General features: G+C 44.2%; 16 protein-coding genes. 12 read left to right on the top strand and 4 right to left on the bottom strand.

Annotated features, from left to right (window positions below):
- Positions 1 to 22 precede the first annotated feature (22 nt).
- The 3 genes from OQJ75_RS13530 (at position 23) to OQJ75_RS13520 (ending at position 3,007) form a co-directional block, all read left to right on the top strand.
- Positions 23 to 949, top strand: coding sequence for a tripartite tricarboxylate transporter substrate binding protein (locus tag OQJ75_RS13530; protein WP_265973809.1), 927 nt, complete (start codon positions 23 to 25; stop codon positions 947 to 949).
- 88 nt (positions 950 to 1,037) lie between these two features.
- On the top strand, positions 1,038 to 1,499 hold the full coding sequence (locus tag OQJ75_RS13525; RefSeq protein ID WP_265973810.1) for a tripartite tricarboxylate transporter TctB family protein: 462 nt from the start codon (positions 1,038 to 1,040) through the stop codon (positions 1,497 to 1,499).
- Positions 1,500 to 1,507: 8 nt separating this feature from the next.
- Positions 1,508 to 3,007, top strand: a complete 1,500-nt coding sequence (locus OQJ75_RS13520) for a tripartite tricarboxylate transporter permease (protein ID WP_210473535.1) — start codon at positions 1,508 to 1,510, stop codon at positions 3,005 to 3,007.
- A 262-nt stretch (positions 3,008 to 3,269) separates the two neighbouring features.
- On the opposite strand, the gene OQJ75_RS13515 is transcribed toward OQJ75_RS13520, so the two are convergent.
- Positions 3,270 to 3,986, bottom strand: a complete 717-nt coding sequence (locus OQJ75_RS13515) for a FadR/GntR family transcriptional regulator (RefSeq protein WP_017632247.1) — start codon at positions 3,984 to 3,986, stop codon at positions 3,270 to 3,272.
- A gap of 345 nt (positions 3,987 to 4,331) precedes the next feature.
- On the opposite strand from OQJ75_RS13515, the gene phnD reads away from it, so the two are divergent.
- The 4 genes from phnD to phnE (OQJ75_RS13495) all read left to right on the top strand — a co-directional run bounded on the left by phnD (position 4,332) and on the right by phnE (OQJ75_RS13495) (position 7,810).
- On the top strand, positions 4,332 to 5,210 hold the full coding sequence (phnD, locus tag OQJ75_RS13510; protein WP_265973811.1) for a phosphate/phosphite/phosphonate ABC transporter substrate-binding protein: 879 nt from the start codon (positions 4,332 to 4,334) through the stop codon (positions 5,208 to 5,210).
- Positions 5,211 to 5,353: 143 nt separating this feature from the next.
- Complete coding sequence (gene phnC, locus OQJ75_RS13505) at positions 5,354 to 6,172, top strand: phosphonate ABC transporter ATP-binding protein (RefSeq protein WP_265973812.1); 819 nt, start codon at positions 5,354 to 5,356, stop codon at positions 6,170 to 6,172.
- A complete protein-coding gene (phnE, locus tag OQJ75_RS13500; protein ID WP_265973813.1) occupies positions 6,169 to 6,969 on the top strand; it encodes a phosphonate ABC transporter, permease protein PhnE in 801 nt (266 codons plus the stop codon). Before phnC ends, phnE (OQJ75_RS13500) begins: the two co-directional genes overlap by 4 nt.
- 10 nt (positions 6,970 to 6,979) lie before the next feature.
- Positions 6,980 to 7,810 carry a phosphonate ABC transporter, permease protein PhnE gene (gene phnE, locus OQJ75_RS13495; protein ID WP_265973814.1) on the top strand — a complete coding sequence of 277 codons (831 nt, stop codon included), beginning with the start codon at positions 6,980 to 6,982 and terminating at the stop codon, positions 7,808 to 7,810.
- 111 nt (positions 7,811 to 7,921) lie between these two features.
- Here phnE (OQJ75_RS13495) and OQJ75_RS13490 read toward each other — a convergent pair whose 3' ends face one another.
- The 3 genes from OQJ75_RS13490 to OQJ75_RS13480 all read right to left on the bottom strand — a co-directional run bounded on the left by OQJ75_RS13490 (position 7,922) and on the right by OQJ75_RS13480 (position 13,415).
- A complete protein-coding gene (locus tag OQJ75_RS13490) occupies positions 7,922 to 8,758 on the bottom strand; it encodes a fumarylacetoacetate hydrolase family protein (RefSeq protein WP_265973815.1) in 837 nt (278 codons plus the stop codon).
- 302 nt (positions 8,759 to 9,060) lie between these two features.
- Positions 9,061 to 11,214 carry a heparinase II/III domain-containing protein gene (locus tag OQJ75_RS13485; RefSeq protein WP_248371799.1) on the bottom strand — a complete coding sequence of 718 codons (2,154 nt, stop codon included), beginning with the start codon at positions 11,212 to 11,214 and terminating at the stop codon, positions 9,061 to 9,063.
- A gap of 2 nt (positions 11,215 to 11,216) precedes the next feature.
- Positions 11,217 to 13,415 (bottom strand): heparinase II/III domain-containing protein, encoded by a 2,199-nt coding sequence (locus OQJ75_RS13480; RefSeq protein WP_265973816.1) that lies wholly within the window; start codon positions 13,413 to 13,415, stop codon positions 11,217 to 11,219.
- Positions 13,416 to 13,748: 333 nt separating this feature from the next.
- Here OQJ75_RS13480 and OQJ75_RS13475 point away from each other — a divergent pair, with 333 nt between their 5' ends.
- The 5 genes from OQJ75_RS13475 to OQJ75_RS13455 all read left to right on the top strand — a co-directional run bounded on the left by OQJ75_RS13475 (position 13,749) and on the right by OQJ75_RS13455 (position 19,548).
- Complete coding sequence (locus OQJ75_RS13475; protein WP_265973817.1) at positions 13,749 to 14,084, top strand: cupin domain-containing protein; 336 nt, start codon at positions 13,749 to 13,751, stop codon at positions 14,082 to 14,084.
- A 34-nt stretch (positions 14,085 to 14,118) separates the two neighbouring features.
- On the top strand, positions 14,119 to 15,051 hold the full coding sequence (locus tag OQJ75_RS13470) for a sugar kinase (protein ID WP_265973819.1): 933 nt from the start codon (positions 14,119 to 14,121) through the stop codon (positions 15,049 to 15,051).
- Between the two features lie 73 nt (positions 15,052 to 15,124).
- Entirely contained in the window at positions 15,125 to 15,751 is a 627-nt protein-coding gene (locus tag OQJ75_RS13465; RefSeq protein WP_017069898.1) for a bifunctional 4-hydroxy-2-oxoglutarate aldolase/2-dehydro-3-deoxy-phosphogluconate aldolase, read from the top strand.
- A gap of 1,002 nt (positions 15,752 to 16,753) precedes the next feature.
- Positions 16,754 to 18,520 carry a sodium:solute symporter family protein gene (locus OQJ75_RS13460; RefSeq protein WP_248371803.1) on the top strand — a complete coding sequence of 589 codons (1,767 nt, stop codon included), beginning with the start codon at positions 16,754 to 16,756 and terminating at the stop codon, positions 18,518 to 18,520.
- A 263-nt stretch (positions 18,521 to 18,783) separates the two neighbouring features.
- Complete coding sequence (locus tag OQJ75_RS13455; protein WP_265973820.1) at positions 18,784 to 19,548, top strand: transporter substrate-binding domain-containing protein; 765 nt, start codon at positions 18,784 to 18,786, stop codon at positions 19,546 to 19,548.
- The last annotated feature ends 11 nt before the right edge of the window (positions 19,549 to 19,559 follow it).

The following is a 19,559-nucleotide window of genomic DNA, read 5'->3' as shown; positions in this document are numbered from 1 at the left end:
TTAGAAACAGAAGGAACTTACTATGAGTAAATTATTGAAATCCATCATGCTGGCAGCCGGCATACTTGTTTCTGCAACGTCAATTGCAGCTGACTACCCGAGCAAGAATATTCGCTTAGTTGTCCCATTTGGCGCGGGCGGCGGTACCGATGCTGTTGGCCGTACCCTTGCAAATAGTGCGAAAGACATTTTAGGACAAAACATTTCAATCATGAACCGTACGGGTGGTGCTGGCGCCGTTGGTATGAGCTTTGGTGCTCAGCAGCGTGCTGATGGTTACACGTTGACAGTGGTAACACGTGAAATTGCTTCACTTCCTCAAATGGGTTTAATGCGTCATACCGCTGATGACTTTAGACTCATTCGTTTAGTTAACTTAGATCCTGCGGTCGTATTGGTTGCAGCCGATAGCCCATACAACACGATTAACGACCTGATTAAGGAAGCCAAAGAAAAACCAGGCAGCGTAAAATTCGCTTCAACCGCTGCGCCAAACTTCTACCTAATGTCTCTTGAAAAAGATCAAGGCATCAAACTAAACGCTATCCCTTACAACGGTGCATCAGAAGCAATTCCTGCTGTATTAGGCCATCATACAGACGTTACTATGGTTACTCCTGGTGAAGCTATCGCTCAACTTCGTTCAGGCCAACTAAAAGCATTAGGTGTCATGTCTGAAGAACGTATTCAATACATTCCAGATGTTCCTACTTTGAAAGAGCAAGGCATTGATGTAGTAACAGGTACATGGCGCGGTATTGGTGCTCCAAAAGATACACCTGATGCAGTAATCGAGAAACTAGGAGCTGCATTTGATCAAGCAATGGCAAGTGAAGAGTTCAAATCTTTCATGGAGAAAGGTGCTATGACGATTCACAACCTTGATGACAAAGCCTTCACTGAATTTGTCGCAGAAGATACAAAATCACTGACTCAATTAATTCAATAACCTTTGTTCAGAGGCACAGCTTTTATCAGTTGTGCCTCTGCTATTAGTTTGTACCTTTCCCTTGCTTTACTTTTTAGGGGTAAACTCCATGTCTAACGCTCACTCTAACTTAAACCGAAACGTCGTTTTCCCTTCTATCATCATTATCCTTAGCGCAATCGCTCTCGCGCTGATCACTCAATTTGATCGTCCGATGTACCAAGATGCAAGTGTCGATGCAAAATTCTTCCCGATGATGATTGTGATTGCCCAAATTGCTATCTGTATAGTTCTCATCATTCAACACAAATTAAAAGGTTCCTCTGAACAACAAGAAGCGATGATAAGCAAGATGTCGATTTTCGGCGTTGCTTTTCTTATTGGCTACGCATTACTCATCAGTGTGGTTGGCTACCTTTACGCGAGTTTGATGGCATTTATGTTTTACCTCGTTTACTTCAAAGTGAAGAAGCCAATCTATTACGTTGTCGCCGTTGTCTTTGTTTTCGCGGTTTACTATCTGTTTGGCGAGGTGTTCTACATCGCCCTTCCTGAAGCAACGTGGTCATAGGAGGTAATATGTTTGAATATCTAATCGATGGCCTCGCAACTGCAGTTAGCTTTGCAGTGCTTCCTGTCCTTGTTTTTGGCGTACTGGGAGGCGTTATTTTAGGCGCACTACCCGGCCTTACAGCGACAATGGGCGTGGCGATTCTCCTTCCATTTACCTTTGGTATGGAACCGACTTCAGCTCTTGTGATGTTAATTGGTGTATACATTGGTGGGATTTACGGTGGCTCAATTGCCGCAATTTTGCTTAAAACCCCGGGGACACCAGCTTCTGCAGCAAGTGTACTCGACGGTCACACGATGGCTGTTAGAGGACAAGCAGCAAGAGCATTAAGTATTTCTGCTGTTGCATCATTTATTGGCGGGCTATTAAGTACTATCGTCCTCATCGCGATTGCGCCTAAATTAGCGACCTTTGCACTGCGTTTTAATGCGCCAGAATATTTTGCACTCGCTCTGTTTGGTTTAACGATTATTGCGAGTGTTTCTTCAAACAACATTTTTAAAGGATTACTTGCAGGAACCATTGGATTATTGGTTTCAACTGTAGGACTCGACCCAATCAGCAGTGTGCCAAGATTTACTTTTGACATCATGGATCTTTACAGCGGAATCAATGTCATCCCTGTCTTGATTGGTTTATTCGCTCTGTCTGAGGCATTAAACCAACTAGAGAAACTGTTCTCTGAGAAAAAAGTCGTTGCACCGAAATTTGACCACAAACTATTAAGTAAAAGTGACCTCAAAGAAATGCTACCAACGGCTGTAAAAAGTGGTTTGATGGGAACCACCATCGGTTCTGTTCCGGGTGCTGGTGCTGATATTTCGGCATTCGTTTGTTACAACGAAGCAAAACGTTCATCGAAAAACCCAGAAGAATTTGGTAAAGGATCAGTTCGAGGTCTAGCAGCAGCCGAATCAGGAAACAACGGTGTAACGGGTGGCTCACTAGTTCCGTTATTAACACTGGGAGTTCCTGGGGATGCCGTGGCAGCGGTTCTTCTAGGCGCACTCATTGTTCAAGGTTTAACACCAGGGCCTCTGCTGTTTGCCCAAAACCCGGAAGTGGTTTATGGCGTATTCAGTTCGATGTTGGTTGCTAACCTTGTGATGTTAGTGATTGGTTTACTGGGTATTCGCTTCTTCTGCCGCATCATTGAAGTACCGAAGATCATCATGATTCCAATCATTGTCTTCCTTTCAATTGTTGGTGCTTACGCGATTAACAACTCGATGTTTGATGTGGGTATTGCAATCGGTTTCGGTCTACTTGGCTTTATCTTAACTAAACTGGATATTCCGTCTTCGCCAATTCTGCTTGCGATCATCTTAGGGCCAATGGCAGAAACAAACCTGAGGAAATCACTGTTGATGTACGATGGCAGTTGGTCTTTCCTTTATGAGCGCCCTATTGCACTCGCGTTTATCTTGTTAGCTGTATTCTCTGTTTATTCAACGTTGAAAATGAAGAAAAAGCAGAAACAAAAGGAAACTGAGCAATATCCATAGTTGACTGTTTGTTCAATGGGTAGCGGTTAAGACATCGCATTTAGCTTGTGACTTATAACCAATAACCAATAACCAATAACATGAAAACACCAAAGCCAGAGACCTATGTCTCTGGCTTTTTAGTACACAATAAACAATCAATTTCTGTAAAAACAGACAATAAAAAAGGCATGCACTTGGCATACCCTTTTAAGTCGTTTATCCGAGCGTGATACTGTTCATCTCAATATGAAATTACTCATACACGCTCTATTCATTCCTATTACGCAGTCACCAGACGGTGGTTGGCGTCTTGCAAATGAGCAGCCGACATTGTACGTGCTTTTTCACTGTCACCTGCCATAATCGCTTCATAAATCCTTCGGTGTTCATTGATACATGTACTGCCCTCTTCAGAAGAGTGCACAATAAAGTTAACAAACATGGTAGTCAGAATATTGCCAAATGGCAGGTAGAAATCGTTACCTGTCGCATTAAAGATCAAGCTGTGGAAACGAGTATCGATGTCTGTCCAACGTTCTTGGTCAAACACTTCTGCATCGTCCACTTCAACCATCTTCTGGAAGATCTCTGAAAGCTCGATACGTTGCTCAGCAGTCGCAAATTTTGCAGCTAATGCACACGCTTCAGGTTCAATCGCACGGCGAAGGCCTAAAAACTGAGAACAGAATTGATCTATGTCGGTTAGACCATCCATCCATTCAATCAGTTGAGGATCAAGAAAGTTCCAGTATGCGCGGTCTACTACACGAGTACCGATTTTCGGGCGGGACTCTAACAGACCTTTAGAAGTCAGTAGTTTAACTGCTTCACGTAGTGCCGTTCGGCTGATACCAAACTGTTCACACAACGCCATTTCACCAGGAATAATAGAACCTTGTGGCAGTTCACCAGACAAGATTCCACGAGCGATTTCACGTGCGACTTGCACGTGTAGGCTACGCTTCGAGCCCGAAATTGAATTAAAAGTGCTAACCATAAGTTCACTTATTTTATATGTTATGTTTATGTATTATTTAATGATGACTATAACAGTATTTCAACCTACAGCCAATTGAGTAAAATAAAAGCGAAGAACAGCCTGTTAATTTAACAAATTAATCAACCACTTAGAAAACATCCACTCCCATCCAACCAGAAATATTATGTTACATCATTTATAAATCCGTCATCAAAAAGCAGCGGTTCTGTCATCGTCGATTCCTATACTCCCTTCCCAACAGATAACTCAATAGGACTGAAATAATGAAACCGAAAAAAAACAAATCTCACGCTTAAGAGCGCTATTACTGCTGCGCTGATTTATTCTGGTTCTGCATTAGCAATGGATACACGATACGAAGATCGCTCTGGTAACTTGGTCGCCGATGTTCCTCAAGATGAATCACAATGGGTTGACCCAAACACGCTAATTTTCGCTTATACGCCAGTTGAAGATCCTGCAGTATACGCTGATGTGTGGAGCGAGTTTTTGAGCCACCTTGAAAAAACCACAGAAAAGACGGTTCGTTTCTTTCCTGTTCAAAATAACGCTGCTCAAATTGAAGCAATGCGTTCAGGTCGTCTACATATTGCAGGTTTCAACACAGGTTCGACACCACTAGCGGTTAACTGTGCAGGCTTTGCCCCATTCACAATGATGGCGGCTGAAGATGGTTCTTTCGGTTACGAAATGGAAATCATCACTCATCCTGGTTCTGGCATTGAAAAAGTAGAAGATCTGAAAGGTAAAAATCTCGCTTTCACAGCGCAAACTTCTAACTCTGGATTCAAAGCTCCTTCTGCAATTTTAGATGCTGAATACCAACTTCAACCGGATCGTGATTTTAAACCTGCGTTCTCTGGCGCGCACGACAACTCTATCTTAGGTGTAGCACATAAGGATTACGATGCGGCGGCCGTTGCTAACTCAGTATTGAACCGTATGCTTTCACGCGAAGTTGTGAAAGAAGGTCAAATCAAGAGCATCTACAAGTCTCAAACCTTCCCAACAACAGCTTACGGTACTGTACACAACCTGACGCCAGAGCTGCAAGAGAAGATTCAAAAAGCCTTCTTCACTTTCGACTGGGAAGGCACAAAGCTTCAAGATGAATTCGAGCGTAACGGCGAAGCGAAATTTGTTCCAATCACTTACCAAGAGCACTGGGAAGTAATTCGTACTATCGATACAGCAAACAAAGTGTCTTACACGTGTAGCTAAGTTCAAACGAACTAAAAAGCCAATCATACACTGATTAAACTAACTGCAGGAATACTTACCTGCAGTTATTCACCACTCTTTCCGGTTTGCTCTCCACGTCTGCCTCTGGCGAACTCTTAGTACACCGTCCTTATAGGAATTTTATGTCGACTCTTCCCCTTAAAGGGCTTACCAAGCACTATTCAAGTTCTGACAAAGCCCTAACTAACGTCAGCTTATCAGTGAATGCTGGCGAAGTTGTTGGATTAATTGGCCCATCTGGTGCGGGTAAATCAACGCTTATTCGTTGTATTAACCGACTTACTGAGCCCACTAGCGGCGAAGTTATCTTTTCCAATACCAACCTCGAAACGCTTTCTAAGAGACAACTTAGGCAATCACGCCGTGAGATTGGGATGATCTTCCAAGAGTACGCACTGATTGAACGTTTGACGGTTATGGAAAACGTACTTTCAGGCCGTTTAGGGTACGTGAATTTCTGGCAAAGCTTTACGCGCCGTTTCCCAGAATCAGATATCCAAGCCGCTTATGGCCTACTAGACCGCGTTGGATTATTAGAACACGCCAATAAAAGAGCCGATGCTCTGTCGGGCGGTCAGCGCCAACGTGTGGGTATAGCTCGCGCACTCGCTCAAAAGCCGAAATTACTGTTGATTGATGAGCCAACGGCCGCACTCGACCCACGTACTGCTCGCCAGATCATGCGATTGATCAGCGAGATTTGTTCAGAGCAACAGCTACCAGCCATCATCAATATTCACGACGTTCAGTTAGCAAAACAGTTTGTTGACCGCGTTGTCGGCCTAAATGCAGGCTGTGTTGTATTTGATGACAAACCAAATCTGCTCACTGAGGATGTATTGACACAGATCTACGGTGAAGAAGATTGGAGCCAACAGGTAGAAGAAGAGGAAGATGACCTGAACATCACGAATCCTCGCTTGTCAGAGGCAACAGTATGATTCAGTCATATCCAAAACAATGGACCAAGCCGCCACTGATTTCCAACCCATGGCTGCGTTGGAGTTTGATCATCATTGTTGCGGTATACTTATACCTTGCAACCCAGTCGGTGCACATAAACTGGACTCGAATTTACGAAGGCAGCGAACGCGGCTGGCAGTTCATTTTGGCTTTCATGAACCCTGATTTTGGCGGCCGTTGGAACAACATCTCACAAGGTTTGATTGAGAGCTTAACCATGACACTCACGTCAACCGTGGCAGGTGTCTTTCTCTCAATCCCATTCGGATTAGGCGCAGCCAAAAACCTTGCCCCTACTCCCGTTTATCTATTCTGCCGTGCGTTTATTTCGATAGCTCGTAGCTTACAAGAGATCATCGTTGCGATTCTGTGTGTGGCTCTGTTTGGCTTTGGTACGTTTGCGGGTTTTGTCACGCTCACCTTCGCGACCATCGGCTTTCTCGCAAAACTGTTCGCCGATGAGATTGAAGCCATTGACCCAGCACCACTCACCGCAATGCGTGCAACGGGCGCAAGCTGGTTACAACAGGTGAATTACGCAATTCAAGCACAGGTGATGCCACGCTTTATCGGGCTTTCGATGTACCGACTCGACATCAACTTTCGTGAGTCTGCTGTGATTGGCATTGTTGGCGCAGGTGGTATCGGCGCAACATTAAACACCGCTATGGACCGTTACGAATACAGCGCAGCGGCCGCTATTCTATTGATTATTATCGTGATCGTGATGATGTGTGAATATCTATCAACCATCATCCGCAAACATGTGCAGTAAGGAACGACGAATGAGCACGCTAAATGACACCTCTACAAGCTCTATGAATCGTACCCAATGGCAGCGTTACGACAGTAAACAGAGCCTAATGCTCTGGCTTGGTTGGCTTTGCTTTGTTGTCCTAACGGTTTTTACATGGCAAATCATGAACAAAGACACGATTTGGTACTTTGTGACTGATTCACCCAACCAACTTGCTGATATCTCGTCACGTATGTGGCCACCAAGATGGAGCTACTTGGAGTCACTTTGGAGCCCGTTGTGGGACACGATTAACATCGCGACACTTGGCACTTTGTTGGGGATAGTACTCGCTTTTCCGGTTGCGTTCTTAGCTGCACGAAGCACAACGCCCAGCACAACGTTTATCAGACCTATTGCGCTGTTCATCATCGCGGCAAGTCGTTCAATCAACTCTTTAATCTGGGCGTTGTTGTTGGTAGCAATCATTGGCCCAGGTTTGTTGGCCGGTATCATTGCGATAGCGCTACGTTCGATTGGTTTCGTGGCAAAGTTAATGTATGAGGCTATTGAAGAAGTGAACGTAACACAGATGTCGGCGATTCAATCGACGGGGGCATCTCCGCTGCAAGTGTTGAACTACGGCATTCTTCCGCAAGTAATGCCAAGTTTCATCGGCACGAGCTTATTCCGTTGGGATATCAATATTCGTGAGTCTACAGTTTTAGGCTTGGTGGGTGCTGGCGGTATCGGCTTAAAACTGCAAGAGTCGATGGCAATGCTTGCATGGCCTCAAGTAACTGTGATTTTCTGTGCGATTCTCGTGACAGTTATTTTCTCGGAGTGGTTGGCAGCCAAAGCACGTAAAGCCTTAATCTAAATAATAAACGCAACGTTAACTAGTTGGTTAGCTAGTCAATAAGATCAAAGCCTACTCACTTCACACTGAGTAGGCTTTTCGTTTGTTAAGCCGTTACAGGCTAACTCACGCTTAGAACCGAATTTCATTAACGACCGTCCCTACCCCTTCAATCGTGACACTCACTTGATCTTTGTCTGACAACGCATGTGTTTTTCCTGGCGTCCCCATGAAAACAAGATCCCCGGGTTTAAGAGTAAAGTAATGACTTAAGTAACTGACTACTTTACGCGGGCTATGGATCATAAAAGAGGTGTTTTCTTTCTGGACGACATTCCCATTCACACGTGTTGTAAGTTGAACATTATTATAATCAATGCCTTTCACAATAGTATGCCCGATTGGTCCAAACCCATCCGAAGCCTTAGCTCTCAACCACTGTAAATCACTGTTCTGCCAACTTCTTTCCGTTATGTCATTTCCGACTGTCACGCCGAAAATCGCATCTTCTGCTTGTTCTTGACTTGCTTTACTAATTTCTTTGCCAATGACGACCACCAGTTCACCTTCAAAATGCACATTTTGGGCATCAAAAGGCGCATGAATTTTTTCGCCAGATAAAATCAAAGAAGACGGTAATTTTAGGAACATTGGTGGAGGTAAATCAGGATGAGAAGCAGCGTGGCTCATGTAATTCATACCAACGGCGAACACTTTTTCGGGTTCAGTCGGAAGCAACAGCTCAACCGATTCTAGTGGAATTGAGGTATTATCAACGGAGTACTCGCTAAAGATGTCACCATTGATTGGAAAAATTGCACTTTTCGTCAACTTTCCGTAGCTAATTTTGTCCTGATAAAGATAGCGCACGAATTGATCTGTATTCGCATAGTTTTGTGTGTCATTCGCTAGCGCATAAGTAGAACAAGAAGCTGTAAGTATTAACGCCAATCCTTCCATTAACTTCATGATTTATCCTTAATTATTTCATTCCTAACATTTACTGTAGCTTACACATCGACATCATAATGACTGTTTTTGATTATTTAGTGCATTATCTTTCTTTTGTCACATTGTTCCCTTTTCTGCACATATAAAAAAACCGAACAACTCGCAATGAGTTACTCGGTTTGACTTATTCCCGATGTATTCAGTCGTTGTTGGTATCAACGAACGATTTTGCAATCACGACTGAATTCAATGTGATGCTTCGTTCCCGCAAAGCACCACATCAACACAAGCCATCGTTAAACGGCATGTGTGTTAATCATTTACAGTTGAGCAAATGATCCTTCCCACGAGTATGTCTCACCTGCGAACTCAACAGTGTGAGTTGCTTGCTGCGTGTCTTCAGCTTGGTTTGAAATACCGTAGTGGTAAGTGTTGCCAGAAGTAGTCTGAATGCGAACAACAGTCCCGACACTGTTATGGCCCACAACAGATACTGATTTAACTAGACCACGAGCGCCTACAGAGGCTTCGATAGACTCGTTAAAGTAACCATGCGTTTCTAGTACAGAAGCAAACACGTGGTTTTGACCAGACTGACGTAAGATGAACGCAGGCTCACTCTTAAGGTTGAAGTCTGGATCGTTAGCACCAGTGCGAGCAAAAATCACTTCGCTGCCTGCATTCGCGCTGGTTACTAGGCTGTAGTAGCTGCTGTCATGTAGCCAGCTTACTAGAGAACCTTCTTCGTTCACTGTGCCTGAAGCCACGTTCCATAAGTGTTGGTAACCGTTGTCTTCACCTAATGGCTTAAGCGTTTTTTCCATGTTGTAATCGAAGTCAGTACGGATGATTTGACCAGAGTGGTGAACTGGTAGGTCGTACTGGTGCTCAGCGTCAGCTTCGATGCGGTATACATCAATCACTAGTGGCTTCTCGAACTCAGGAAGTTCAGCAAGAATCACACTGCGTTGCATGTCTACGCCTGTGTAGTACTCAGAAATTGTGCCGCTCATGCCTTGCAGAGACTGGTCGTCTGCTACGAAGAAGTGCTTCTGACCAAACTTAGACTCAGCCAGTGCTGTGTTGAAGTTGTTCTGCGTTTTCTGATCAACCGTTACTGTGTTGTGAGCAACCGTCTGCTTACAGTAAGACTTGTTCTCTGGGATGTAACGACCGCCAAACTTAGGCTCAACGTTTACCCAGCGACCGAAGCCGTAATCGTGCAGTACTTCGTGGCCACGGTTGAATACGCTTAGGTGCAGTCCATCGTAGTGACCGTGGTCTAGAGCAGAGTGGTATTGGTGATCAGAACCGTGTTGACCAAACCAGATCAACGCCATGGTGTCGTCGTCTTTCTCGTCACGGTGACGAAGGATGCTTACGCCGCCTTTCTCGCCTTCAGGGCCGTCGGTTACAAACAGGCTACCCCAGTTGAATGGTTTGATGTCGTCTGCTGCATCAACCGCGTCAGACAATGTTTTACCTGAAGCGTGAACCCAAACATTTTGTTGGTGGTTAGCCATACCAAGCAGAGTTTCAGTCTGCTCGTAACGGTGGTAACACACAGACGTTGCCATGATAACGCCTTCATCGTTGATAGAGATTGTCTTCGATGAATCGTTCAGCGCTGGCAATGTACCGTCTGGGAATGCCGTTTTGAATACAGAGTAAGACGTTGTCTTGATCACTGAATCGTTGAATTCATAGATACCAACCTCAGGTTGACGACGTTCAATCGCTTCTGCAAACAGGTAGATTGGGCGTAGAGAGAAACGGTGGTAGTAAGGACCTTCCATGTAGTAGCCGTCAGGCGAGAACAGTTGGTCAAGTTGCGCTAAGAAACCGCCGCTTACTTTATCTAGTTTCAGGCCGTAAAGCGCTTTGTCTACAGACTCTTGGTCGTTGATTGCGTAACCACAGATACCAACCGCTGCCACTGCCCATAAGCCGTGGTTGTGTACGATGTCGAAGTCATGTGCGTAAGTAACAACGAACATTTCGATCATTTGTTTTAGAAGATCGTCTTCGATCAGGCGCTTTTGCTCTTCAGAGATAGTGTGGTAGATGCAGCTGTACGCACAAGAAGCGTAAAGCATCCACATGTTCTCGTTCAACGTTTGGTGAAACAGCTTACCCGGAGGGTTAGAGTCACGGCTTACGTTGCTTTCAAGTGTTGGGTATACCGTCGCGTAAGCAGTTAGCATATCAACGATGTAATCACGGTACTTTGTTTCCTCAGTGATAAGGAACAAACGGCCCGCTAGATCCATATGGATGTAGTTTTGCTTATGACGGTTGTGCTCGTAACCGCCGCCTTCACCGTGACCTGGTACTTCAATGCCAACTTCCGCCATGTAAGCGTCAGTTTGTTTAATGTCGCGAGTCAATGCGTTACCTAAAAGGCTATCCTTGCCAAGTTCTTTACGAAGCTCTGCTGCTTCATCAAAGTTAAGTAAAAGTGGTTGATAGCTCATTGTTATTTCCCCTGCTCTGCTGTGCTTTCTAATTCTGGGCTTAAAATTGTTTCTACTGAGTAGAAGCCTGTCCAGCTGTATACTTTGCCGTTCAGTTCTACTTTGTGTTCAGTGCTGTCAGTCGCGCCAAGTTGGTTGCTGATCATCACTGTCACGTTTGATTTCTCTGTCGTGATCTCTACTACTGAACCGATATTCGTGTGAGCCACTACTTTGATGTCTTTCACAACACCACGCGCATTTACAGATTGCTCGAATTCTTCGTTGAAGTAACCGTGCGTTTCAACAACAGAAGCAAACAGCGTTGTTTCGCCTTTGCTGCGTAAAATGAACGCAGGCTCTGAACGTAGGTTGAAGCTTGGGTCGTTAGCGCCAGTGCGAGTAAAGATAACTTCAGCGTTATCGTTAGACGTTGCCCCTAGCCACGTGTAGTAGGTGTTGTTCTGTAGCCAGCTTACCAGTGCTGTGCCCTTCATTTCACCGCTTGCCACGTTCCATAGGTGTTGGTAACCGAAGTCATCACCCAGAGTATTCAGCTCTTTGTTTGCTTGGTATTCAAAGTTGGTGCGAATAATTTGACCTTGGTATTGGTGCGAGTAGTCGTATTGATGCTCACCTTTGCCGCCTTTCTCAGAATCTAAACGGTAAAGATCTAATAGTAGCGGAGATTCTAATTCTTCAAGGTTTAGCATGAACACACAGCGTTGCATGTCAAAACCTTCGTAATGATCGTTAGCAAATGCGCTCATGCCGTTGATTTGCTCGTCTTCTACTTTGAAGAAGTGCGGTAAGCCATGTACTGAATCCGCGCGCTCTGCGTCAAAGTTGTTCTGACATTTTTCATCAATCGTTACTGCGTTATGTGCAATTGTTTGACGAGCGTAAGATTTGTTTTCATCTAGGTAACGACCACCGAATTTAGGCTCAACGTTGACCCAACGGCAGAAGCCGTATTCACGCAGCACTTCTTGACCGCGGTTGAAGAAAGAAATACCTAGCGTATCAAAGTTGCCGTGACCCATGCCGTGTTGGCCGTAGTTCATAACAAGTTGAGAAACGTCGCCTTTCTTATCCTGCATACGGATAAAGCCTTGCGCGCCGTTGTGACCTTGAGGGCCTTCGTTCAATTCAACACTTGGCCAGAAAGGCATGCCGATTTCTTTCTCTGCAGAAGCGGCTTCGTAAGCTTTAGACAGCTCAAGACCACATGGATGCATCCATACCGCGTCTTGAATCTTCGCCATACCAAGAATGTTTTGGTCTACGCCGTTTTCAGACGAGTAATGCTTGCTGTAAACACTTACTGCAACCTGAACACCCATGTCTGTGATACCCATAGTACGAGAAGCATCATTCAGAGCCGGGAACTCACCGTTCGGGTAAGCCGTCGCAAGCATCGCTTGTACTGTGTTACCAATCACGCCGCCTTTGTAGTTGTAGATATCCACTTCAGGCATATGACGGTGAATCACTTCAGCGAACACACACGTTGGACGAATCGCATAACGGTGGTAGTAAGGACCTTCCATGTAGTAGCCAGACGGTGCAAACAGCTGAGAAACTTGCGCTAGGAAGCCGCCAGTGTCGTTACGGTCAATGCCGTACACTGACATCTCAAGGTACTCACGCTTGCCTAAAGCAAGACCACAAATACCGACAGCCGCTACTGCCCAAATACCGTGATTGTGAATTCGGTCGAAGTCGTGTGCGTATTTAACCGTGAACATTTCTAACATCGGTTCAAAAATGCGAGACTCAATATTGTCGCGTTGTTCTTGTGTCAGAGTTGAAGCAACACAAGAGTAAGCTAAGCTTGAGAACATTAACCAGCAGTGTTCGTTCAGGATTTGGTGGAACAAACGACCTGTAGGGTTGGTGTTTTTCTGTACGTGGTAATCAAACGTTAGGTATTTGTCTGCGTACTCTTCTAGTAATTCTGTAACAAAATCAGCGTACTTTTGCTCTTTAGTGATCAAGAACATGCGACCAGCTAGATTCATGTACGTGTAATTTTGCTTGTGGCGGTTATGTTCGTAACCCCCAGCTTCACCATGACCTGGGACATCAATAGGTAAACGCATGAACGCTTCTAGATCTTTCGCGTTCGCTGCAATGGTTTTGCCCATTAAGCTAGAACGGCCCACTTCAAGATGAAGCTGCTCGATTTCTGCTTCAGTCAACAATACTGGTTTAGTCGTCATATTCTTTGTCACCCTCAATAAAGAGTTTATCTACTTAAACTTTGATTAAATTTTCAAACTTCATATAAAGTAATACAATATGAGCTTTAATTATACCTATTCGTCGCCAAATGATGAGTAGAGTCACATAATTAGCCGTAAGTCATTGATGTGGTTGACTAATGGTAAATATCAGCCATTTGTTAAGTTGTTGATTTATTTACGCTATATAAAGTATCACTTGATCAATATCACACAAATTTAGATATATTGTATTACAATTAGACTCATTCCTTTATGATGAATGTAAGTTAAGTAACACTTAAAAGATTTAAACAGATTAGGAGATACACAATGAACTCTTTCTTTATCTTAAATGAAAACCCATGGGAAGAACTTGGTGGCGGTATTAAGCGTAAAATCGTTGCTTACACTGACGATCTAATGGCAGTACACCTATGTTTTGACAAGGGCGCGATTGGTCACCCTCATACTCACGAAATTCACGATCAAATCGGTTACGTGGTTCGTGGCAGCTTCGAAGCTGAGATTGAAGGTGAAAAGAAAGTACTTAAAGAAGGCGATGCTTACTTCGCTCGTAAACACATGATGCACGGTGCCGTTGCTCTAGAGCAAGACAGCATCCTTCTTGATATCTTCAACCCTGCGCGTGAAGATTTCCTAAAATAATTAATAGCGCAACCTCAGTTGCTAAGGTAAGCATATGAAATCATTAAACATCGCGGTCATTGGCGAGTGCATGGTTGAGCTACAAAAGAAACAAGACGGGCTTAAGCAGAGTTTTGGTGGCGATACACTGAATACAGCACTTTACCTGTCACGCTTAACAAAAGAGCAAGATATCCAAACAAGCTATGTAACAGCGTTAGGTACTGACCCATTCAGTACCGACATGTTGGAAAAGTGGCAAGCAGAAGGTATCGACACGAGCTTAATTGCTCAGCTTGATCACAAACAACCAGGGCTTTACTACATCGAGACCGATGAAACTGGTGAGCGTAGCTTCCACTACTGGCGTAGTGACGCTGCTGCGAAATTCATGTTTGATCAACAAGACACGCCTGCTCTACTTGATAAGCTATTCTCTTTTGACGCGGTTTACCTAAGTGGTATTACGCTTGCTATCTTGACAGAGAACGGACGCACGCAGCTATTCAACTTCTTAGACAAATTCAAAGCTCAAGGCGGCCAAGTATTCTTCGACAATAACTACCGCCCTAAACTTTGGGAAAGCCAACAAGAAGCGATTTCTTGGTACTTGAAAATGCTTAAGTACACCGATACAGCGCTACTGACGTTCGATGACGAGCAAGAGCTGTACGGCGACGAAAGCATTGAACAGTGTATTGCACGTACGTCTGAGTCTGGTGTGAAAGAGATCATCATTAAGCGCGGCGCGAAAGACTGCCTAGTGGTTGAAAGCCAAAATGCTCAGTACGTTGCTCCAAACCCAGTAGACAACATTGTTGATACTACAGCGGCTGGCGACTCGTTCAGCGCAGGCTTCTTAGCTAAGCGTTTAAGCGGTGGCAATGCACGTGATGCAGCATTGGCAGGTCATATTGTGGCAGGAACTGTGATTCAGCATCCAGGTGCTATCATTCCTGTAGATGCGACGCCAGATCTGTCTCTATAATTACGCACTTTAACTATTAATCAAGGGTTTGCTTAGTTGAAAGCAAGCCCACATTTAACGTGAGAAATAATTCATGACTACATTAAATGAACAACTAGCAAACCTAAAAGTAATCCCTGTAATCGCGATCAACCGTGCTGAAGACGCTATCCCTTTAGGTAAAGCACTTGTTGAAAACGGCATGCCATGTGCAGAAATCACGCTACGCACAGAATGTGCAATCGAAGCTATTCGCATCATGCGTAAAGAGTTCCCAGACATGCTAATCGGTTCAGGTACTGTACTGACTAACGAGCAAGTTGACGCATCTATCGAAGCTGGTGTTGATTTCATCGTAAGCCCAGGTTTTAACCCTCGTACTGTTCAATACTGTATCGACAAAGGTGTTGCAATCGTACCGGGTGTAAACAACCCAAGCCTAGTTGAGCAAGCAATGGAAATGGGCCTTCGCACGCTGAAGTTCTTCCCTGCTGAGCCTTCTGGCGGTACTGGTATGCTTAAAGCATTGACAGCGGTTTACCCTGTTAAATTTATGCCTACTGGCGGCGTAAGCTTGAAGAATGTAGATGAATACCTATCGATCCCTTCTGTTCTTGCGTGTGGCGGTACTTGGATGGTTCCAACTAACCTTATCGACGAAGGTAAGTGGGACGAACTAGGTAAGCTTGTTCGTGACGCTGTTGATCACGTTAACGCTTAATCTGTTTTAGATTTAGTTATGAAGCCTCACTTCGGTGGGGCTTTTTGTTATCTGCCGTTTATCGCACCGACTAGCAGTAATACCCATCGTAGTAAATAGCTGGTCACCCTAGCTTGCTAAAACGCCCGATAACTGCGTTAGAACTTTTGATTGTAGAATAACTACTTATCGAAAGTTTCTGCCTTGTTCTCAAGCCTTTTCCCTACGCTATTTTTGATCACTTACTGTGATTGGTATAAGACACTCTCAATCGACTTTCTGTTTACCCACCACATTCTATCACCTTTATCTCTATGGCTTCGTACAGGTCCGTGACTAAGACAAGCAAGAGCGTAGTGATGTGAGTTTTCAATCAACGTCAGCACGCATCTAGCTGAGCGTTACTGGCGCATCTACGCCTATCACCCCTTATCCAAAAATGTTCCTTTTCAATACATCATCAAACATCTCGCATAGCATGTACAGAAGGTCACAATAGACAAAGTGAGCCGCAGAATGTGTCCCGTTGTCCAGTTTAACGCCCACTCACTGACAAAAATTCCAAATATGTGCCTCTCTAGATCGAAAGTAGTAAATAGCATAGAAAGGCTACATAGCCGCAGACAAACAAAAATAGCGAAGTGAAAACAATAGGCTACACTTGAACTCCCAATTAGGAATCTTCAAGTATAGCGTTGTAAATTAACGTGAACCTAGTCGCACAACACACTAATTTGTAGCATATTTGTTACGGCTATAATTAAAATCTTATAGATAAGAGGAAGTGAGCGATTTTTCTTATATTGTAATACATATGAACATTTAACCTTCAATTTATTTCACAACAAAAATAAAATACACGCACAATTAATACCAATTAAAACAGTAACTTAAAAGATCTTTCAGCATTTAGTGAAAAATCAATGCGACCTAGATCATACTAAAGACATATTGTAGTACAAATAAACCTTGGGACGAGTTAATCTAAGCCCAGTTAATTATGATATTTAAAAGGCTGAAAAGATGACTATTGATACTTTTGTTGTTCTCGCCTACTTCTTCTTTTTAATCGCTATTGGTTGGATGTTCCGTAAGTTCACCACGTCAACTAGTGATTATTTCAGAGGGGGCGGCAAAATGTTGTGGTGGATGGTTGGTGCAACTGCCTTCATGACACAGTTTTCAGCATGGACGTTTACAGGTGCCGCAGGACGCGCGTTCAATGACGGTTTCGTTATTGTAATCCTATTCTTAGCCAATGCTTTTGGCTACTTCATGAACTATATGTACTTCGCTCCAAAGTTCCGCCAACTTCGTGTGGTAACAGCGATCGAAGCTATTCGTCAGCGCTTTGGTAAAACGTCTGAACAGTTCTTCACATGGGCAGGTATGCCGGACAGCCTTATCTCTGCAGGTATCTGGCTAAATGGTCTAGCTATCTTTGTAGCAGCGGTATTCAACATCCCAATGGAAGCAACCATTGTGGTAACGGGTATGGTTCTAGTATTGATGGCAGTAACGGGCGGCTCTTGGGCGGTTGTTGCTTCTGACTTCATGCAAATGCTTGTAATCATGGCCGTGACAATCACTTGTGCGGTAGCAGCTTACTTCCACGGTGGCGGCTTAACTAACATCGTTGCTAACTTCGACGGCGACTTCATGTTAGGTAACAACCTAAACTACGTGAGCATCTTCATCCTTTGGGTTGTATTCATCTTCGTGAAGCAGTTCGGTGTAATGAACAACAGCATCAACGCTTACCGTTACCTATGTGCAAAAGACAGTGAAAACGCACGTAAAGCGGCAGGCCTAGCATGTATCCTTATGGTTGTTGGTCCACTAATTTGGTTCCTACCACCTTGGTACGTAAGTGCATTCATGCCTGAGTTTGCTGAGCAATACACATCAATGGGCGACAAAGCCGGTGATGCTGCTTACCTAGCATTCGTACAGAACGTAATGCCAGCAGGTATGGTTGGTCTTCTTATGTCAGCAATGTTCGCTGCAACGATGTCTTCGATGGATTCAGGTTTGAACCGTAACGCTGGTATCTTTGTAATGAACTTCTACAGCCCGATTCTTCGTCAAAACGCGACTCAGAAAGAGCTGGTTATTGTAAGTAAGCTAACGACTATCATGATGGGTGTTATCATCATCGCGATTGGTCTATTCATTAACTCTCTACGTCACTTAAGCTTGTTCGATATCGTGATGAACGTAGGTGCGTTGATTGGCTTCCCAATGCTTATCCCTGTACTACTAGGTATGTGGATTCGTAAGACACCTGACTGGGCTGGTTGGTCTACTCTAGTGGTTGGTGGTTTTGTTTCTTACATTTTCGGTATCTCTCTTCAAGCAGAAGACATCGAGAACCTATTTGGTCTAGAAACAGCGCTTACAGGCCGTGAATGGAGCGACTTGAAAGTCGGTCTTAGCTTAGCTGCTCACGTAGTGTTCACAGGTGGTTACTTCATCATGACTTCTCGCTTCTACAAAGGCCTATCGCCAGAGCGTGAGAAAGAAGTTGACCAACTATTCACTAACTGGAACACGCCGCTTGTAGCGGAAGGTGAAGAGCAACAAAACCTTGATACTAAACAGCGTTCAATGCTTGGTAAGCTTATCAGCACAGCAGGTTTCGGTATCCTAGCAATGGCTCTGATTCCAAACGAACCAACAGGACGCTTGTTGTTCCTACTATGTGGTTCAATGGTACTAACCGTTGGTATCCTACTGGTTAACGCGTCTAAAGCTCCGGCTAAGATGAACAACGAGTCAGTTGCTAAATAGCTAAATAGCTAAATAGCTAAATAAGCAGCTAACAAGTTAAACCAAAATGAAGCCCATGTTATTCGATAACATGGGCTTTTTGTTTGTCTCCGTTTATCAAAATGGAATATGAAACGCATCTCTACCAATACTCACAAATCGATAGAAGTACCTATCTCCTACCCTCGCTTTATCTTCTTTTACGACCTTTCCAATGGTTTGATCTCTTTTTCTGATTGTTTCTGTTACTTTGAATAACAACACAAACACAACAGACAACTACAATGAAAAAAACATCACTATTACTTGCTTCCATTACTCTTGCACTTTCCGGTGTAGCACAAGCTGACCAGCTAGAGGACATTCAAAAGTCAGGCACTCTGCGTGTAGGTACCACAGGCGACTACAAACCTTTTTCTTACTTCAACGGCAAAACCTACTCTGGTTATGACATTGACGTAGCTAAACATGTTGCAGAGCAGCTGGGCGTCGAATTACAGATAGTTCGTACCACATGGAAAGATCTACTGGCCGATCTAGACGACGATAAGTACGATATTGCGATGGGCGGCATTACACGTAAAATGCAGCGTCAGTTAAACGCAGAACAAACTCAAGGCTACATGACCTTTGGTAAGTGTTTCTTAGTCGCTAAAGGCAAAGCAGAACAATACAACAGCATTGAGAAAGTGAACCTTTCTTCTGTGCGTGTTGGCGTCAATATCGGCGGGACTAATGAGATTTTCGCGGATGCTAACTTACAAGATGCGAGCTTTACACGTTACGAGAACAACCTAGACGTTCCGCAAGCCGTTGCGGAAGGTAAAGTTGATGTGATGGTGACAGAAACCCCTGAAGGTCTGTTCTATCAAGTGACTGATGAACGTCTTGAAGCTGCTCGCTGTGAAACACCGTTCACCAACAGCCAATTCGGCTACCTGATTCCAAAAGGTGAACAACGTTTGTTGAACACGGTGAACTTCATTATGGATGAGATGAAACTAAAAGGCGTTGAAGAAGAGTTCCTGATCCACAACTCTCTTAAGTAACCTCTTTTCGA

The organism is Vibrio sp. 14G-20 (assembly GCF_026241515.1).
In the GTDB taxonomy this organism is placed as follows: domain Bacteria; phylum Pseudomonadota; class Gammaproteobacteria; order Enterobacterales; family Vibrionaceae; genus Vibrio.
This window is presented reverse-complemented; position numbering and strand designations above follow the sequence as displayed.

Bases quoted from the DNA above. Each gene is read 5' to 3' on its own strand.
- phnE (WP_265973814.1), top strand. From the start codon at position 6,980: ATGAGCACGCTAAATGACACCTCTACAAGCTCTATGAATCGTACCCAA.
- OQJ75_RS13515 (WP_017632247.1), bottom strand. From the start codon at position 3,986: ATGGTTAGCACTTTTAATTCAATTTCGGGCTCGAAGCGTAGCCTACAC.
- OQJ75_RS13460 (WP_248371803.1), top strand. From the start codon at position 16,754: ATGACTATTGATACTTTTGTTGTTCTCGCCTACTTCTTCTTTTTAATC.
- OQJ75_RS13455 (WP_265973820.1), top strand. From the start codon at position 18,784: ATGAAAAAAACATCACTATTACTTGCTTCCATTACTCTTGCACTTTCC.
- OQJ75_RS13465 (WP_017069898.1), top strand. From the start codon at position 15,125: ATGACTACATTAAATGAACAACTAGCAAACCTAAAAGTAATCCCTGTA.
- phnE (WP_265973813.1), top strand. From the start codon at position 6,169: ATGATTCAGTCATATCCAAAACAATGGACCAAGCCGCCACTGATTTCC.
- OQJ75_RS13485 (WP_248371799.1), bottom strand. From the start codon at position 11,214: ATGAGCTATCAACCACTTTTACTTAACTTTGATGAAGCAGCAGAGCTT.
- OQJ75_RS13525 (WP_265973810.1), top strand. From the start codon at position 1,038: ATGTCTAACGCTCACTCTAACTTAAACCGAAACGTCGTTTTCCCTTCT.
- OQJ75_RS13480 (WP_265973816.1), bottom strand. From the start codon at position 13,415: ATGACGACTAAACCAGTATTGTTGACTGAAGCAGAAATCGAGCAGCTT.
- phnC (WP_265973812.1), top strand. From the start codon at position 5,354: ATGTCGACTCTTCCCCTTAAAGGGCTTACCAAGCACTATTCAAGTTCT.
- OQJ75_RS13520 (WP_210473535.1), top strand. From the start codon at position 1,508: ATGTTTGAATATCTAATCGATGGCCTCGCAACTGCAGTTAGCTTTGCA.
- OQJ75_RS13530 (WP_265973809.1), top strand. From the start codon at position 23: ATGAGTAAATTATTGAAATCCATCATGCTGGCAGCCGGCATACTTGTT.
- phnD (WP_265973811.1), top strand. From the start codon at position 4,332: ATGGATACACGATACGAAGATCGCTCTGGTAACTTGGTCGCCGATGTT.
- OQJ75_RS13490 (WP_265973815.1), bottom strand. From the start codon at position 8,758: ATGAAGTTAATGGAAGGATTGGCGTTAATACTTACAGCTTCTTGTTCT.
- OQJ75_RS13470 (WP_265973819.1), top strand. From the start codon at position 14,119: ATGAAATCATTAAACATCGCGGTCATTGGCGAGTGCATGGTTGAGCTA.
- OQJ75_RS13475 (WP_265973817.1), top strand. From the start codon at position 13,749: ATGAACTCTTTCTTTATCTTAAATGAAAACCCATGGGAAGAACTTGGT.